We start from the raw sequence: 13,985 nt of genomic DNA on the forward strand, positions 1-13,985 counted from the left end.
TGCACCCGGTTGTCGCGGGGCTCAGGCGGGTGCCGGGGCCAGGCCGGACGCCGAACGGGAGAGCGCCGACAGAACCGGACGGATCAGGGGATGCCGTTCCGCTCCCCGGCGCACCGCCGCGAACACCCTGCGGGTCGCCGCGGGGCCGGAGACCGGGCGTACGACGGTGCCCTTCAGCTCCGTACCCCTCAGCGCCGACCGTGGTACGAGCGCCACCCCCGCGCCCGCCGCCGCGAGTGCCACCACCGCGCGGAAGTCGTCGGAGGAGTGGACCAGACGGGGCTGGAAGCCGGCCAGTTCGCAGGCCAGCAGCACCATGTCGTGGCAGGGATTGCCGGGGTAGGGACCGATCCAGTCGCTGTCGGCCAGTGCGGCGAGCTCGATCCGGTCGTTCACACCGAGCGGGTGGCCGGCCCGGAGGACGGCGTCGAAGGGTTCCGCGTGGAGCGGGACGCGGGCCAGCCGTGGATCGTCGGCGCCGGGTGCCCCTCGGTACTCGACGGCCACCGCCAGATCCGCCTCGCCGTCGAGCACCAGCGGAAGGCTCTCGTCGCCCTCGGCGTCCCGGACGCAGATCCGGATCCCCGGGTGGTCCTCGGCCAGGATCCCGATCGCCGGGGCGACGACCTCGGCGATACCGGTGGCGAAGGCCGCGACCGTGACCTCGCCGCGGGTGCCGCCGGCGTACGCGGCCAGTTCGGCTTCGGCCCGTTCCAGCTGGGCCAGCACGGTGTGGGTGTGCGCGAGAAGGATCTCGCCCGCCGCCGTCAGCCGCACACCCCTGCCACCGCGGATGAGCAGGACGTGGCCGGTCTCCTGTTCCAGGGCGTTGAGCTGCTGGGAGACGGCCGAGGGGGTGAGGTAGAGGGCGGAGGCCGCGGCGGTCACCGTACGGTGGTCCGCCACGGCCCGCAGAATACGCAGCCGTCGGGGGTCGATCACGTCGTCATTCTGCCAGCGGGCACTGAGCCGTACGGGTCCGGATCAGCCCTTCAGCTCCCTCCGGGCGTCGATGAACGCCGCCACGGCCTTCTCCACATCGTCCGGTGAGTGCGCGGCGGAGAGCTGGACGCGGATCCGTGCCTGTCCCAGGGGGACGACCGGGTAGGAGAACCCGACGACATAGACGCCACGCTCCAGGAGCAGTTCGGCCATCCGGCCCGCCTCGGCCGCGTCGCCGATCATGACGGGGACGATGGGGTGGTCGCCGGGCAGGATCTCGAAGTCCGCCTCCGTCATGCGCCGGCGGAAGAGGGCGGTGTTGTCGATCAGACGTTTCCGAAGGTCATCGGCCGACTCCAGCAGGTCGAGGACCGTGAGGGAGGCGGCAGCGATCACCGGGGCGAGGGAGTTGGAGAAGAGATACGGGCGGGAGCGCTGGCGCAGGAGCGCGACGATTTCGGCGCGCGCTGCGACATAGCCGCCGGACGCGCCGCCGAGGGCCTTGCCGAGTGTGCCGGTGACGATGTCGACGCGGTCCATGACACCGGCCAGCTCGGGGGTCCCCCGGCCGCCGGGACCCACAAAGCCCACGGCATGGGAGTCGTCGACCATGACCAGGGCGTCATAGCGGTCGGCGAGGTCGCAGATCTCCGCGAGGGGGGCGACATAGCCGTCCATGGAGAAGACGCCGTCGGTGACGACGAGCCTGCGGCGGGCGTCCTGGGTCTCCTTGAGCTGCTGCTCCAGTTCGTCCAGATCGCGGTTGGCGTAGCGGTGGCGGCGGGCCTTGGAGAGCCGGATGCCGTCGATGATGGAGGCGTGGTTCAGCGCGTCCGAGATGACGGCGTCCTCGGGGCCGAGAAGGGTCTCGAACACACCGCCGTTGGCGTCGAAACAGGAGGAGTAGAGGATGGTGTCCTCCTGGCCGAGGAACGCGGAGAGACGGGCCTCCAGTTCCTTGTGTACGTCCTGGGTTCCGCAGATGAACCGCACGGAGGCCATCCCGTAGCCCCAGCGGTCCAGGGCCGCTTTGGCGGCGGCGATCACCCGGGGGTGGTCGGCGAGGCCGAGGTAGTTGTTGGCGCAGAAGTTGAGCACCTCGCCCGAGGCGACGGACACGGTGGCGCTCTGCGGCGTGCCGATGACGCGCTCGGGCTTGTGGAGACCGGCTTCGCGGATCTCGTCGAGGGTGTCACGGAGATCGTCGCGGACGGACGCGTACATGGGTGAGTGCTCCCTTGGGATGGTGGCGAGCCGGGTCGTGGGCGGAGAGTCGAGGTCGGTGGACGGAGGTCGGCCGGTGGAGGTCGGTGGGTGGAGGTCGGTGGGGCGGTGCCCGGGGCGACCGCCCGCGCGGAGCCGGCGGTCGAGCGACGGTCCACAGCCGTCGGCGTTCGGACCACAGCGGGCGGCGGACCGCGGTTCGGGGATCCCGGATCTGGATCCGGACCGCGGATCGGTGGTCGGCAGGTCCCGGATCGGCGGTCATCCGGTCCAGTCGAGGATGATTTTTCCGCTCCGCGCGGTGGCGGCCTCGTCGAAGGCGGTGTCGAAGTCCCGGTAGTCATAGCTGCCGGTGATCACCGGAGTGAGGTCGAGCCCGGCTTCCAGCAGCACGGTCATGGAGTACCAGGTCTCGTACATCTCACGGCCGTAGATGCCCTTGACGGTGATCATCGAGGTGACGATCCTGGCCCAGTCGACGGCGAACTCCTCCGCGGGCAGGCCCAGCACGGCGATACGGCCGCCGTGGGTCATATTGTCGATCATGTCCCGCATGGCCTCGGGCTGCCCGGACATCTCCAGGCCGACGTCGAAGCCCTCCTTGAGTCCGAGCTGAGCCTGAGCGTCGGCGACGGTGTGCTCGGAGACATTCAGCGCGAGGGTGGCTCCCGCCTTCCGGGCGATCTCCAGGCGGGACTCACTCACATCGGTGATGACGACGTTGCGGGCACCGGCGTGCCGGGCGACGGCCGTAGCCATGATGCCGATCGGGCCGGCACCGGTGATCAGAACGTCCTCGCCGACCAGCGGGAAGGTGAGGGCGGTGTGCACGGCGTTCCCGAAGGGGTCGAAGATCGCGGCGATGTCCAGGTCCACCCGGGTGCGGTGGACCCAGACGTTCGACGCGGGCAGGGTGACGTACTCCGCGAACGCACCGTCCCGGCCGACCCCGAGACCGACCGTGCTGCGGCACAGATGGCGGCGGCCCGCGAGACAGTTGCGGCACTTGCCGCAGACGAGGTGTCCCTCACCGCTCACCACATCGCCCACCCTGATGTCCCCGGCGTCCCGGCCCACGGCCGCGACTTCGCCGACGAACTCATGACCCAGCACCCGTGGGGTGCGCACGGCCTGACGGGCCCAGGCGTCCCACGAACGGATGTGCAGATCGGTGCCGCAGATCCCGGTGCGCAGCACCTTGATCAGTACATCCCCCGGGCCGGCCTCCGGCTCCGGCACATCCATGAGCCATAGGCCTGGCTCGGCATGCTGCTTGACAAGTGCCTTCATCAGGGCGGCTCCAGGCATGGTGTCGGACGGCCAAGGACGAGTACGGCCAGGCTGGACAGCTACGGCTGACCCCGCAAACCGTGACAGCGCCGGTCGGCGGACCCGCACCAATCTGCCGACCGCGGTCCGGGGAGTCCATCGAGGATTTCTTAAGCGGGCCCACAGCGCAGCTTCACGTCCGGCGGGAGAGGCCGGTCCCCCGGGACCGCGACGACGCCCGTGGAGTGGTGGCGCCGGGGCGCAGGGGACATCGCGAGGGAGCCGGGAGTCCGGATTTTTGCTGTGAGAGCGGCACATCGCTCGCGCATATGGCCTAGCGGTGCGAGCCTGGGAGGATGAGCTGGGCATCATGGACGACCACCGGAGTGTATTCCGGTCGTGGAGGAGTGCTCACCGACGAGGTCGGCGTACTGACCGGGGACCTCACGGTGCACACCACCTGGGCCGGGGGTGAGGCGCGCGTCGCTGTCCAGTACAGCGGCGCGTCCGACTGGTTCACCATGTCGGGAAGTCCGACGCCCTGCTCCTCGGAGGACGAGAGCCGGGCCCTGCACCAGGCCGTGGTTCAGGCAGTGGAGGACGGCGGCGGCGCCACCGTGCCATCCATACCGCACGCTACTTCTTAGCACTCTGTTCCCCTCCTCTCGTTCGGATCGTGCCCGGACTCGCGTGCCCCGGTATCGCACCTCTCCCCGTAGCCTGCCGGGCACGGGCGTCATTCCCCGCGACGTACCCGCGCGCCGCCCCGCCGCGCCGCCGGCCTGAACCCACATGGACCCGGTGGACCCGGCCCCTGTCACCGTCCGCCGGGCTTCTCCGCCGGAGCGGACGCCAGCCGGTTGTCTGGCCACCCAGGAGCACCCGGCCGAGGCCGTCCTACGGCCCTCGCGATGGTCTCCCAGCCGGGAGCCCGGCGGCCCCGTGGGTCCGGTGGGGAGACGCGGTGATGGTCCCCTCGGGGCAGCCGGAGCGGTACGGCGGGCACAGGGGCCGACTCGGAGGAGGGTCGGAGTACCACGGAACGTCTCCACCGGCGGGCGCTCACCGGAACGACAGGCTCCGGAATGGCGGGTCCCAGAGCGGCTCCGCTCTCGGCACGGTTCCCGCTCCGCAGGGCTCTGCCCTCCGCACGGGCGCGGGTGTGCGCACGTCGGCGCGGGCCGGCACCCGCCCGCCGCGGTCGGATGGTGGCGGGACCTCAGACCAGCGGCCTCCTCCGCCGGGAGCGCAGCCGCTCGATGAGCCCGCGCCCGGGCCAGGTGCGGCGCGAGGGCGTAATCCGGCCGCTGCGGGGCACTGTCTGTGGATCATGGGTTCGGCTCGTTCCCCGAGGGCTCCCCGCGGTCACGCCCGTCAGCACTTCCGGCGCGATACGCGGCGTGCGCGGGCGGGTCACGGCGTCCGTACCCGGGTCCTTTCCGGCACTGATACCGCGCCGGGCCCGGCGGGAGGTCCGGGCCGGTCGCGCCGAGCCCGGAACCGGGGCCGAACCGGCCCCGCGCGGGATCGCTCCGGGGTCAACCGGGCCGAGGAGAGGATCAGCACAGGCCGGTTCTGAGCCGACCGGACCGGCGATGGAACCGAGGACAGGGGCGGGGGCGCCAGCGCTCATGGCGTCGGACCTCGGCGCGGGGCGTGCCCGCCTCGCCTCGTTCAACTCCTGCGCAAGGCTCACCCGGTGCCACAGGACCTCGTCCGGATGGTCCGCCCGCAGCAGCCGTTCGACCACCTCATGGGCAGCAGGCGACTGAGGGCGGGCGGGAACGAGCTCTGGCCGCAGAGCGCGCAGATACGACCGCTCACCGTCGTCGGGCACCACCTCGGCGACCGTGAGGGGATCGAGCAGAGAGGCGACGGCCGCCGACCGCGCCCAGGGGTCCCGCGTCAACCGCAGACACGAACCGAGCCGTCTGCCGCGCCAGTTGCGGGCGCGCCGGTCCTCGCCTTCCTCCTCTATCGCCCGCAGCTCCCGCGGTGCTCTCCCGGTCAGCAGATCAGGCCGGGCCAGCGCGAAGGCGCTCAACTCCTCCGCGAGATAGAGCCAGACGACCGCGCGGTAGCGGTTCAGATAGAAGCGCACCGGTGTGAAATGTCCCGTGCGGGCGAGCCGGGTGAAGCGCGCAGGACTGATCGAGACGACCGCCGCGCCTTCCGCGGTGCCCACCGTGCGTACCCGTTCCCTGATCGCCTCGGGAAAACCAACGGCACGGCGCAGCCGTTCGATCTCCTCCGGGGCGACGCCGGGCGGGCCGCCGCTCGCCCCCGGGACGGTCCGGATGTGCCCCAACTGGACGGCGAGATCGAATTCCCCCCGCTTCAGACCGAGCGCGTGGGCGGCGCGGCCCGGTGTCAGCGACGCGGTCCCGGTACTCTTCCCCGGAGCCCCCGGGCCGTCCGGTGCCGTCCGGTCGCCTGGAGTCTCCCACTGCCGTGTTGCCAGTCCTGCCATGATGATCGGTCTCCCCCGTGAGTCGACGAACACTCTCGGTGACGACCATAGCCGGATGGGGCGATCCCCCGCCCGACCTGTGGACAACTCTGTGCGACGCTCCCAGTTCTCTGAGCCAACGGGAAGATATTCGCAGGTCAGACGGTTCTTCCGCCAGGATGCCTGGCCTCGACGCTGAGATGTTCCCCGACCCGGTTGACCATCAGGGTCATCTCGTACGCGATCTGACCGACGTCCGCCTCGGCCTCGCCGAGTACACAGAGACAGCTGCCGTCCCCGGCCGCGGTGACGAACAGCAGCGCCTCGTCGAACTCGACCATGGTCTGACGGGCCCTGCCCGCACGGAAGTGGCGCCCGGAACCGCGGGCGAGGGAGTGCAGCCCCGAGGAGACGGCGGCCAGATGCTCGGCGTCCTCCCGTGCCAGCCCGGTACTCGCCCCTGTCACCAGACCGTCGTTGGACAGCACCAGCGCGTGCCTGATGTGCTCGATCCTCTTCGTCAGATCGTCGAGCAGCCAGTCAAGTCCTTTGTCCAACGGCATGGTTGATCCCTCCCCGCGCGCACGCGTTCCCCGTGTTGCCCGTAAGCCTTTCGTACAGAAGACCACAGGGCAAGGTGTTGTTAGCCGGCGGAATCAAGCAGTCTTGCGGTGTACATACGACCGGCATATTCAACAAGGCGAACAAGTACCTCCTTCCCCGAGTCACGTTCCCGGGCATCGCACAGGACAACGGGCGTTCCGCCGTCCAGATCGAGCGCCCGGGAAACGTCCTCGACTCCGAATGCACGCGCCCCCGAGAAACAGTTGACTGCGACAACGAATGGGATCCCGCGGTGCTCGAAGTAGTCGACGGCGGGAAAGCAGTCGACGAGCCGCCGGGTGTCGGCGAGAACGATCGCACCGAGGGCTCCCTCCGACAGGTCGTCCCACAGAAACCAGAAGCGGTCCTGTCCGGGTGTTCCGAAAAGATAGAGGGACAGGCCGGAGCGAATGGTGATACGCCCGAAATCCATGGCGACGGTTGTCGTCGTCTTGTGGTCGACACCGCCCGTATCGTCCACCGCACTGCCCACCTGGCTGAGTTGTTCCTCGGTGCGCAGGGGCCGAATTTCGCTCACGGCGCCGACGAGAGTTGTCTTCCCCACGCCGAAACCGCCTGCAACCAGGATTTTCAAGGCGAGGGAGCCGGTCTCCCCGTCATCCGGGTGAGAGCTTTTCTGGACCATCTGTCACTTCTCTCTGAATCGGACCGGTTTCGCTTGTGAGAACGTCGTCCGGCACGGAGGCCGGACCCGCCTGATGCCGTGCTTTCGGGCGGATCCGGGCCCGTCCCGGCGGGCTGCCCGGATATTCGCTGGTGGGTGGTGCCCACAGGGACGGAGGATCGGGCCATGACCGTCCTGCTCACAACCGCACGTCTGACCCTGCGCGCCCTCGACGAGGCCGATCTCGATCAGTTGTTCGCCTTGGAGAACGACCCGGAGGTCATGCGCTTTCTCAACGGCGGACGGCCCACCACCCGCCGGGCCGTGCGGGCGGAGTCCCTCCCCCGGCTGCTGCGTCACCACGCGTGCATCGGCCGCCCCGGCCACTGGGCGGCCGAGGAACGGGAAACGGGTGCGTTCCTCGGCTGGTTCGAGTTCCGTCCGCTGGAGGACGACCGCGCGGATGTGGTCGAACTCGGATACCGGCTGGGCAGGGCGTTCTGGGGCCGTGGCTACGCCACGGAGGGCGCGCGAGGGCTGATCCGCGCCGGATTCACCGAACTCTGCGTACGGCGCGTCGTCGCGAAAACGATGGCGGTCAACACCCGGTCGCGTCGAGTCATGGAAAAAGCTGGAATGCGCTATGTCCGCACCTTCTTCGAGGACTGGCCGGATTCCATCGACGGCTCCGAGTCCGGAGATGTCGAGTACGCCCTGGCTGAAAAGGACTGGCGGCGGCTCAGCGGGACCGTGTGACCGTTTCGCCGGTTCCTGGACCGGGAGCCACGCCCCGGGAACGGGCCGGCGGCACCCGGTGCCGTTCCGCAGGGGCCCGCTAGAGCGCCCTGAGGCCCGCGATCACCTCCCTGAGAAGACGCTCGTCGGGCAGTTGCGCGGGCGGAACGGGTCGCCGGACCCGTACGTGCCCCGCTTCCAGGAGGTCCCCGAGGAGTACGCGTACGACGCCCACCGGCAGATCGGCGTCGGCCGCCAGCTCCGCAACGGACTGGGTCTCATGGCGGCACAGCTCCAGCAGGGCACGGTGCTCGGGCCCCAGCGGGCCTTCTTCCGCCTGCCCGGGGCCGTCGGGCGCGATGTCGACGAGCGCGATGAGGTCGAAGCGTACGTTGCCGGGCCCCGGACTGGTCCGCCCTCCGGTCATCGCATACGGGCGGACGAGCGGGCCGGCTTCCGCGTCGTACCAGTGGCTGCCGGGGGTGCCGGTGCCTGTCGGCTCGGTCATGGTCTGTCGCCTCGGTGCTCTCTCAGGTCGCGGTGACGCGCGGCGGGGTGCGCAGATGCTCGCCGACACGTGCGACGAGCCGGGCCATCTCATAGGCGATCAGCCCTATGTCGGCGACGACGGAGGTGAGCACGGCGAGACAGGACCCCTCTCCCGCCGCGGCGACGAAGAGGAATCCGTCGTCCATTTCCACCATCGTCTGGCGGACGCCGCCGGCTCCGAAATGCCGTCCCGTCCCCTTGGCGAGACTGTGGAATCCGGAGGCGACGGCGGCGAGGTGCTCGGCGTCCTCGCGCGAGAGCCGTTGCGAGGCACCCACCGCCAGTCCGTCGCTGGAGAGCACCACCGCGTGCCGGACCTCGCCCATACGGAGAACGAGGTCGTCCAGGAGCCAGTCCAGGCCACCGCCGAGGTGGCCCGTCGTGGCCGGGCCGACCGTGTCGTGCTCGATCATGTGCTGTCTCCTTCGGTGCCGTGGATGGTGGTGCCGGGTGCGGGCGGGCCCGGACGGGGGCCGCCCTGAAAATGGCGGCCCGGGAGGGGGGCGCCCGGCGCGGCTCCGCCGCCCCGGGCCCATCCGTTGCGGTACGCCGTCATCCGGTCCCGTACGAGTTCGGGGGTGCGCTCCTGCTCGTCTTCGCCCGTCGGAGGGCCGCCGGGTGCGCCCGGCGGTGTTCCGGCGGGGCGGCCGTCCCTCAGCTGAGGCGCGAGACTCGCCTGCCTGACCCGCCGTGGGAGTTCGGCCTCGTCGGGTGGCGGGGGCGCGCTGCGCAGCCTCAGGGTGGTGACGCCCGGGGGCTGCGACGGAGCCGGAGGCGGTGACCCCAGCGCCGGCCGGGGCGCCTGCGCGGGCACCGCGGGGCCCTCGCGCTCCCGGACGGGGGCGGGGAACGGCGGTGCGGAGTGTGCGGTGCCGCGGCCCTCCCCCGGCTGCGAGTCCTCGGAGGCGGGGAGTGCGCTCTGCAGCAGTGCGGTCGGCAGGAGCACCACCGCGGTCGTACCGCCGTAGGGCGAGGTCCGCAAGTGGACCTTGATGTCCCGGCGCAGCGCGAGCCTGCTGACGACGAAGAGGCCGAGCCGCTCGCTGTCGAAGAATTCGGGGGACTCCGACTCCCCCAGCCTCCGGTTGGCCTCGGCGAGCACATCCGGTCCCATTCCCAGGCCGCGGTCCTCGATCTCCAGGGCGTAGCCGTTGCCGACCGGCTCACCGCTGACACTCACCTTGGTGTGCGGCGGTGAGAACTGCGCCGCGTTCTCGACGAGTTCGGCGAGCATGTGGGTGACATCGGCGACCGCGGCCCCGGCGACCGATGTCTCGGACAGCCGGCGGACCTCCACGCGCGCGTAGTCCTCGATTTCGGAGACCGCGGCGCGCACGACGCTGGTGAGCGGGACGGGCATGCGCCAGGCCCGCCCCGGGGCGGCGCCCGAGAGGATGATCAGACTCTCCGCGTGCCTTCGCATCCGGGTGGTGAGGTGGTCGAGCTGGAACAGGTCACCGAGTTCGCCGGGGTCCTCGGCCCGGCGCTCCATGGCGTCGAGCAGGGCGAGCTGACGGTGTACCAGGACCTGGCTGCGTCGGGCGAGGTTCACGAAGACGCCGGAGATGCTGCCGGCGAGTTCGGCGCGTTCGACGGCGGCGCGCAGGGCGGCCCGGTGCACGGTGCCGAGCGCCTCGCCGACCTGTCCGATCTCGTCCTCGGCCGGTGGTCCCTGCGGTGCTTCGGCACGGATGTCGATCTCCTGGCCGGTCCGCAGCCGGCGCATGGCCTGGGGCAGTCTCTGGCGGGCGATCCCGAGGGCGGTGTTGCGGAGGCTGGTCAGCTCGATGACGAGCCCCCGGCCGATACGGACGGAGATGACCAGGGACGCCACGACCGCGGTGAGTCCCAGCAGGACGGCGGCTCCCGCCGGGGTGAACAGGCCGTGCTCGACCGGGTCCCCGCGGTGGGCGGCAGCGCGGTGGGCCGTGGTGCCGATGTCCCTCATGCGCTCCGCGACCGCGAGGTGGGCCTTGTCCCAGTCGGCGGCGGGGACGACCGCGGCGGCTCGCCGGCCCGCGGGGGCCGTGAGCACCTTGTCCTCGGCCGCCTGGAGAGTCCGGTAGTCACCCCGGTTGGCGAGGTCTCGCCAAGCTGCCAGCTCGGGACCCCGCAGATCGGTTGCGGCGGATACGGTGAGAGTCCTACGGGTTGCCACGGCTCCGATGTAGAGCCGGAGTCGCTGTGTGGTGATCGACTTGCGGAGATGAGCCGAGCCGAGGAGGGCGTCCTCCCGGGCGAGCATTTCGCCGGCTCGGGCGAATTCCAGGAGCACACGGGCGTCGGAGGCGGGACCGGCGTCTTGGACTCCGGCGACCGCGCCCGAGACGTCGAAGGCATCGGTGATGACAGAGGTGTACCGCTCGAAGGTGGCGTCCCAGTCCGCCGTGCGGCCGAGGACCGCGGTGCGCAACGGCCGCAGCTTCTCCGCGCGGGTGACGAAGCGCTCGACACGGGCCGCGACGGCGGGCGGAATGCCGTCTGCGGCGGCGACGGTCGTCGTGGTGTCGAGGCGGAGTTCGCGCAGGGCTTCGTCGGTTCGCCGGGCTTCCTGCCGGAGCGCGGTGGCCCGCTCCTCGGAAGGGGCGGCGATCTGGCGGACGGCTGCCCGCCGTTCGGCCTGGAGAGCGGTCACGGTGGTGGAGACGGGTGCGCGCACCTGGTCTTCGAGGCTCTGGAGCTGACGCAGCCTCGACACGTCCTGCGCGGTGGAGACGGTGGCGAATCCCCACAGGGCCAGCAGGGAGACGACAGGCACCATCAGAAGGGAGATGACTTTGGCCCGGACGGTCCGAGCGCGCGGCAGGCTCAGCCGGCGCGATTCCGCGGATCGCGGGCGCATACGGCTCACCCGTGCGGTGCGGTCGTACGGTTCCTGACCGGTGTGTTCTACCGCGGGGCGCCCGGCGTGCGCGCGCCGCCCGCGGACCGGCTCGGGGGCCGGGGCGGATGGTGGAGGCGCGGGGGCGGCGCCCTGGTTCCTGCGGGGTGTGCGCATGGCCTCCTCGTTCCGGATACGGGACTGGGGTTACGGCGAAGTGGTGGGCGGGCGGATCGATGGGGGCGGCGACCAGTCGGGAGCCGTGGTCTTCGGCCCGGATGCCTGTGGGCTCCGCCCGGCAGCCTCGGGGCCGGGGCGGCGGTTTCGGGGCCGGGGCGCCGGTTGCGACGGGCGGACAGGGTTCCCGGCCCGGGCGGATCGGGGTCAGACGGGGGCGGCGGAGGCGGAAGCAGAGGCGGTTGTGGGCGGTTCGGCGGGCAGGGGTTCGGTCCGCCTCCCGGTGGAGAGGGGGGCGGAGCGCTCCTGCGCCGTGGGAGAGAGGGCGACGAATGCCGCGGTGACGAAGAGGTAGGAACCGAGACCGACAGCGAGGGGGAAGATGAACTGCATGGCGGTGGCTCCGGACAGGGCGATATCGGTCGACTCCGTCCGTACGCTGACGGCGCGCATACCGGTGTAGTGCATGCTGCTGACCGCCGCGCCCATCACCAGGGAGGCGACGGCGACCGCGAGCGGTGACTTGATGTTGATGGCGGCCCAGAGGGCCACGGTCGCGGCGACCACGGCGATGACGACGGAGAGTGCGACGAGCAGCGGGTCGTAGTGCACCGTGCCGTGCAGCCGCAGGGCCGCCATGCCGAGGTAGTGCATGCTCGCCACGCCCAGCCCGGTGGTGAGTCCGCCGATCAGCAGGGCCCCGGCGCGGTTGCGGCCGTAGCCCACGCAGAACACACCGATGCCGACGACGAGCATCGCGACGACCAGACTGAGGATGGTGAGGGGAACGTTGTATCGGATGTCGGTGCCCCGGACGGAGAAGCCGAGCATCGCGACGAAGTGCATCGTCCAGATGCCGGTTCCGATCGCGGAGGCCGCCGTCAACAGCCAGTTACGGCGAGAGGCGCCGCTCGCAGCAAGCGCGCGTACGGTGCAGCGCAGTCCCAGGGCAGCGCCGATCACGGCCATCGCGTACGACAGCACGGGCGTCAGCAAGCCGAAAGATGCGTGGTCCAAGTGTCCCATGGCTCAGGGACGCTAGCCCTGGTAGGGGCGTATGCCGGGAGCTCATTTCGAAAGGTGATGGAATATGACAGAGATACGTTCCTGAACGATCGTGCCGGGGTCGAACGTGTGCACCGCACGGCCGGGTACGGCGCTGAGGGATCATGGCCCCATGTCCGACGACCACACGCATGTCCAGGAGTTCTTCACCCCCCGAGCGGCCGGCTGGGACGCCCGGTTCCCGGACGACGGCCCGGCCTACGCGGCCGCGGTGGGCCGGTTGGGGCTCCAGCAGGGGGACACCGTACTGGATGCCGGGTGCGGCACCGGGCGGGCTCTCCCCGCACTGAGGGCAGCGGTCGGACCGCGGGGCACGGTGCTCGGAGCCGATCTGACGCCCGCCATGCTCACCGCCGCCGTGCGGGCGGGGCCGGGACGGCGACGGACAGCTGTTGCTGGCCGATGTGACCCGGCTGCCGTTGCAGAGCGATGTGCTCGACGCGGTCTTCGCCGCCGGCCTGATCGCGCATCTGCCGATGCCGGAGGCGAACCTGGAGGAGCTGGCACGCGTGGTGCGGCCGGAAGGGAGACTCGCCCTGTTCCATCCGGTCGGCAGGGCCGCGCTCGCCGCGCGTCAGGGACGGCAGCTCACGGCGGACGACCTTCGGGCCGAGCCGAACCTCCGGCGACTGCTCGGCGCTTCGGGTTGGCGGATGACCTCCTACACCGACGAGGACACACGGTTTCTCGTACTGGCGGTGCGCCGGGGCTGAACCGGAACCGGGACCCCTCGCCGGGTGTCGACCGGGTCGGGCGTGGGGCCGGTCAGAACGTCCGGGCGGAGGCACCCGGCCAGGACGTCCGGAGGTGAACTGGAACCGGATTCCCAACCGGGGGCTCGACCGGGCCGGAGGCAACGCGGAACCGGTGAGATCGTCCGGGCCGGGGGCGCGGCCGTCGAGGCGTCCGCGGCGGAGGCGGGACCGGCAAGGACTCGGAGTCGGCGGCGGGGCCGGCGCGTCCCCCGCGGCCGGACGCCCCCGCAGTCCGAGGGGGTGCCCCGGAGGCTGCCGGAAGGCACGGTGGTCCTGAGCCGCTTGCTCCGAACTGGCGTGGAGCCAACGCTGCGCGGGGATGCAAGAGATGAAAGATCGGTGGCGGCGGCTGCCGCCCCTGGGGAAGGTGGTCCGGGTGTTCAAGAGACTTCACAGCTTCCGCAAGTCCCTCGTATCGCGCCCGGGGACGGGTCCGGTCACCCCGTCTCCCTCGCGGCAGCACAATGTGTTCGAAGCCGCCGCCTCCTATGTCTCCGGGTGCGCCGAGGACGATCAGGAGCAGATGGACGCGGCGATGACCTGGGTGTCGCCGGAGGCGCTGTCCTTCGGGATAAACGAGCTGGCGTGCCGTGCGGTCATCGCGCTCGCCCGGGAGCGGGACGAGTCCCCGCAGGAGGTCGCCCGGAACCTCCTCGGCCTGCCCACCGGCTGAAACTCCCGCCCCGCCCGGGTGGTTGTGTCCTATTCGCCGTACAAGAGGTCTCGACGTCCGGGTTACTCACTGGTTAAGGTGCGCCGACGAGCGGTCGG

General features: G+C 71.0%; 13 protein-coding genes and 1 pseudogene. 4 read left to right on the plus strand and 10 right to left on the minus strand.

What is annotated here, in order from left to right; all coding sequences use genetic code 11:
- Positions 1–21: 21 nt before the first annotated feature.
- The 3 genes from ACIBCM_RS31260 to tdh form a co-directional block, all read right to left on the minus strand.
- On the minus strand, positions 22–942 hold the full coding sequence (locus tag ACIBCM_RS31260) for a LysR substrate-binding domain-containing protein (protein ID WP_399249137.1): 921 nt from the start codon (positions 940–942) through the stop codon (positions 22–24).
- A gap of 42 nt (positions 943–984) precedes the next feature.
- Positions 985–2,166, minus strand: coding sequence for a glycine C-acetyltransferase (locus ACIBCM_RS31265; protein WP_399249139.1), 1,182 nt, complete (start codon positions 2,164–2,166; stop codon positions 985–987).
- A 261-nt stretch (positions 2,167–2,427) separates the two neighbouring features.
- Positions 2,428–3,456, minus strand: coding sequence for an L-threonine 3-dehydrogenase (gene tdh / locus ACIBCM_RS31270; protein WP_399249141.1), 1,029 nt, complete (start codon positions 3,454–3,456; stop codon positions 2,428–2,430).
- A 335-nt stretch (positions 3,457–3,791) separates the two neighbouring features.
- Here tdh and ACIBCM_RS31275 point away from each other — a divergent pair, with 335 nt between their 5' ends.
- Complete coding sequence (locus ACIBCM_RS31275; protein WP_399249143.1) at positions 3,792–4,082, plus strand: hypothetical protein; 291 nt, start codon at positions 3,792–3,794, stop codon at positions 4,080–4,082.
- Between the two features lie 572 nt (positions 4,083–4,654).
- On the opposite strand, the gene ACIBCM_RS31280 is transcribed toward ACIBCM_RS31275, so the two are convergent.
- From ACIBCM_RS31280 to ACIBCM_RS31290, 3 genes are all read right to left on the minus strand, one after another.
- Positions 4,655–5,905, minus strand: coding sequence for a DUF6397 family protein (locus ACIBCM_RS31280; protein ID WP_399249145.1), 1,251 nt, complete (start codon positions 5,903–5,905; stop codon positions 4,655–4,657).
- A gap of 137 nt (positions 5,906–6,042) precedes the next feature.
- Positions 6,043–6,447, minus strand: coding sequence for a roadblock/LC7 domain-containing protein (locus tag ACIBCM_RS31285; protein ID WP_399249147.1), 405 nt, complete (start codon positions 6,445–6,447; stop codon positions 6,043–6,045).
- A gap of 80 nt (positions 6,448–6,527) precedes the next feature.
- Positions 6,528–7,133, minus strand: a complete 606-nt coding sequence (locus ACIBCM_RS31290; RefSeq protein ID WP_399249149.1) for a GTP-binding protein — start codon at positions 7,131–7,133, stop codon at positions 6,528–6,530.
- Between the two features lie 165 nt (positions 7,134–7,298).
- On the opposite strand from ACIBCM_RS31290, the gene ACIBCM_RS31295 reads away from it, so the two are divergent.
- The gene (locus ACIBCM_RS31295) at positions 7,299–7,868 is read left to right on the plus strand and encodes a GNAT family N-acetyltransferase (protein WP_399249151.1); all 570 of its coding nucleotides are present in this window, start codon (positions 7,299–7,301) and stop codon (positions 7,866–7,868) included.
- Positions 7,869–7,947: 79 nt separating this feature from the next.
- Here the strand turns inward: ACIBCM_RS31295 and ACIBCM_RS31300 are convergent, their stop codons facing one another.
- The 4 genes from ACIBCM_RS31300 to ACIBCM_RS31315 all read right to left on the minus strand — a co-directional run bounded on the left by ACIBCM_RS31300 (position 7,948) and on the right by ACIBCM_RS31315 (position 12,420).
- Positions 7,948–8,355, minus strand: a complete 408-nt coding sequence (locus ACIBCM_RS31300) for a DUF742 domain-containing protein (RefSeq protein ID WP_399249153.1) — start codon at positions 8,353–8,355, stop codon at positions 7,948–7,950.
- A gap of 22 nt (positions 8,356–8,377) precedes the next feature.
- Positions 8,378–8,809, minus strand: a complete 432-nt coding sequence (locus tag ACIBCM_RS31305) for a roadblock/LC7 domain-containing protein (protein WP_399249155.1) — start codon at positions 8,807–8,809, stop codon at positions 8,378–8,380.
- Complete coding sequence (locus ACIBCM_RS31310) at positions 8,806–11,394, minus strand: nitrate- and nitrite sensing domain-containing protein (RefSeq protein ID WP_399249157.1); 2,589 nt, start codon at positions 11,392–11,394, stop codon at positions 8,806–8,808. The genes ACIBCM_RS31305 and ACIBCM_RS31310 overlap by 4 nt, the downstream gene beginning before the upstream one ends.
- 207 nt (positions 11,395–11,601) lie before the next feature.
- On the minus strand, positions 11,602–12,420 hold the full coding sequence (locus ACIBCM_RS31315; protein WP_399249159.1) for an MHYT domain-containing protein: 819 nt from the start codon (positions 12,418–12,420) through the stop codon (positions 11,602–11,604).
- 151 nt (positions 12,421–12,571) lie between these two features.
- Between ACIBCM_RS31315 and ACIBCM_RS31320 the strand changes: the two are divergent.
- Positions 12,572–13,172: pseudogene (locus tag ACIBCM_RS31320) on the plus strand (class I SAM-dependent methyltransferase).
- A 370-nt stretch (positions 13,173–13,542) separates the two neighbouring features.
- A complete protein-coding gene (locus ACIBCM_RS31325; RefSeq protein WP_399249161.1) occupies positions 13,543–13,887 on the plus strand; it encodes a hypothetical protein in 345 nt (114 codons plus the stop codon).
- Positions 13,888–13,985: the final 98 nt, after the last annotated feature.

Origin of the sequence: Streptomyces sp. NPDC051018, assembly GCF_044456085.1 — a bacterium.
Taxonomy (GTDB): Bacteria; Actinomycetota; Actinomycetes; order Streptomycetales; family Streptomycetaceae; genus Streptomyces.